This window comes from Candidatus Phytoplasma palmae (assembly GCF_046896035.1).
Taxonomy (GTDB): domain Bacteria; phylum Bacillota_I; class Bacilli_A; order Acholeplasmatales; family Acholeplasmataceae; genus Phytoplasma; species Phytoplasma palmae.
Window position 1 is genome coordinate 1 of the sequence record NZ_JBIPDD010000023.1, and the last position, 2,704, is coordinate 2,704.

2 protein-coding genes and 1 pseudogene are annotated in these 2,704 nt (G+C 26.0%); all 3 read right to left on the minus strand.

All coding sequences use genetic code 11. From position 1 onward, the window contains the following. Positions 1-105: 105 nt before the first annotated feature. A complete protein-coding gene (locus tag ACHMP6_RS01750; RefSeq protein ID WP_412097810.1) occupies positions 106-372 on the minus strand; it encodes an HD domain-containing protein in 267 nt (88 codons plus the stop codon). A gap of 682 nt (positions 373-1,054) precedes the next feature. Beyond that, positions 1,055-1,468 (minus strand): annotated as a pseudogene (locus ACHMP6_RS01755) (HD domain-containing protein); the annotation flags it as partial. A 969-nt stretch (positions 1,469-2,437) separates the two neighbouring features. Beyond that, positions 2,438-2,638, minus strand: a complete 201-nt coding sequence (locus ACHMP6_RS01760) for a PduL/EutD family phosphate acyltransferase (protein ID WP_412097811.1) — start codon at positions 2,636-2,638, stop codon at positions 2,438-2,440. Positions 2,639-2,704 lie beyond the last annotated feature (66 nt).

Below are 2,704 nucleotides of genomic sequence, written 5' to 3' on the forward strand. Positions count from 1 at the left end.
GTATTTTATAGTCTTTTCATTCTATAAAACAAAGATATGATGTACAACATTATCATAGTTGTTGCAATTGGTTAAATTGCTAGTCTTTTAGGCATCTTTCTCGCCCTAAACCTGACAATACATATGATATCGATTAACAATATAATTTTCTATTGAATTGATGCTGCTTTTTTTAAAAACAACTTGGTTATCGTATATTTCTATTCCTCTAATTAATCTATCTAAATCAATAGAATCATTAACACCAGTAAAAAAAGAATCCCTTTTTAAATAATCTAATCTATCAAAATCTAATTGACTAGATAAAAGTTTTTCTAATAAAACAAATTTATGTTCCTTATTTATAATCGCGATAGAATTAGAAAGTTTCACCTTAAAATTTATTAATCATTATCAGTTATTTTTCTAAGCCCCGCACACCACCACGCAAGCAAGTTTCCAAGCACGTAGCGGTTACTCTCTGAAAACATCAAAGAGTTTTCCCTTTCGCCTTGTAAAAGTTTTTAACTTTCTCTTTAGTAGGAACATTACATTTCAATATTCCAATTGAAAATTTGATTAACCTACGACTACTATGGTTCTGCTTTTCCCTTGCCTCTTTTTCAAAATAATTTTTTTATTATTATTTTTATAAAGAAGTTTAGGGAGATAGAAGTTACTACAAAACACCACCTTTATACTTTTAGGAGAGATAACCTAATTTTTGAACTAAAAAATAATTAGGTGAATTCTGATTTTTTTATCTCTTATTTTTAATAAGAGTGATAATTTTTAATTAGCTTCTATTGTTCTAATTAAACTTTCAGAACCGAAAATAATATAACTATTTCATTTTCAGGAAGTTGACTTTCTTATCTTTATTCTCTTAGGAGTCATTAAAACTCTTTTCCATAAGTATTTTCATCTTGCGAAATCATATTGGTTTAATAGTTACACCTCAATAACACTTTTTTCTCTTGCTTTAATTTATAATTCTTTCGTTTTAAAAATCAGAGAAACGATGTACAGCATTATCAAAACTGTCACGATTGGTTAAATCGCTAATGTTTTAAGCATCTTTCTCGCCCATAGAAGCAACATCATATTTAAATTCTAAATCTATAGAATCTAAAATAGAAACAATTTCAGGATGATTCATAATTATTTGAGCACTTTTTTGCTCATGATTAGTATTAAATATAGTTTCAAAAATATGAGAATAAGAACCATGCCCTATATCATGCAACAAAGCAGTAGTTAATAAAAGTAATTTTTTTCTAAAATCAAATATTTTTCTTCTTTCTAAAAGTTTATTATTAGTTTCAAAAAATCTTCTAGCTAATTCATAAACTCCTAAACTATGAGTAAAACGAGAATGCTCAGCTCCATGAAAAATAATATTAACACAACCCAATTGTTTTATTCTTCTTAATCTTTGCATGACACTTGTATCAATTAATTTTTTTAAAAATACATATTCAAAATAAATATAACCATAATCGCGATAGAATTAGAAAGTTTCACCTTAAAATTTATTAATCATTATCAGTTATTTTTCTAAGCCCCGCACACCACCACGCAAGCAAGTTTCCAAGCACGTAGCGGTTACTCTCTGAAAACATCAAAGAGTTTTCCCTTTCGCCTTGTAAAAGTTTTTAACTTTCTCTTTAGTAGGAACATTACATTTCAATATTCCAATTGAAAATTTGATTAACCTACGACTACTATGGTTCTGCTTTTCCCTTGCCTCTTTTTCAAAATAATTTTTTTATTATTATTTTTATAAAGAAGTTTAGGGAGATAGAAGTTACTACAAAACACCACCTTTATACTTTTAGGAGAGATAACCTAATCTAAATAAATATATTTTAAAGAAAAATAATTTAAAAATAAATTTATTATTATTAATTAGGAGAATTCTTGTTATTTTTATAAAATTAAAATGATAATTTAAATTGTTCCGATTTGTAACAAATTAAAGTAACAAGAACGCAGAAAATATAATTATTGTATCTGCGTTTGAGACTAAATTCTTTTATTTCTCTTAGGAGTATTTCAACTCTTATCCTTGAGTATATTCACCTCGCGAAATCTTATTGGATAAATAATTTCTCCTCAATACGCTTTTAACTTCTGCTTTAACTATATTTTTTTCATTATATAGAACGAAATTATGATGAACAACATTATCACAATTGTTACAATTGGTTAAATTGTTAGTGTTTTGAGCATCTTTCTCGCCCAATCGGATCTCTAAAAACTTCTAATCTTTGAAATTCTTCTGGTTTGTTAAATTTTTGTTGTTTTAACATCGAAAAACTCTCTTTTTTAAATTTTTTTTCTTTCTTGAATTTAAAATAAAATATTAAAATATAAAAAAACTGTTGTTCTAATCAGTTTTTTTTTATAAATAATAATTTTATTTTCAAAAATAAAAAATATGAAAAAATTTTAAATTTTAAACAATTAATTCTACTAAATCACCGTTTTTTAATAAAAAAGCACTAGCATCATCAGTGTCCAAATGACATTCTAAAGAAAAATTTTCATCAACACGACATAAAACATTACCTAAAATTCCTGACTTAATTCCTTCTATTTTTACAGAAACTATTTGTTTATCAACAACATTAAATTGTTTAGCTTCGGAAGGAGACAAATGTATATGTCATCGAGATAGAATTAGACCGTTTTTCTATTACTAGATATTAATCTAAGCCCCCCA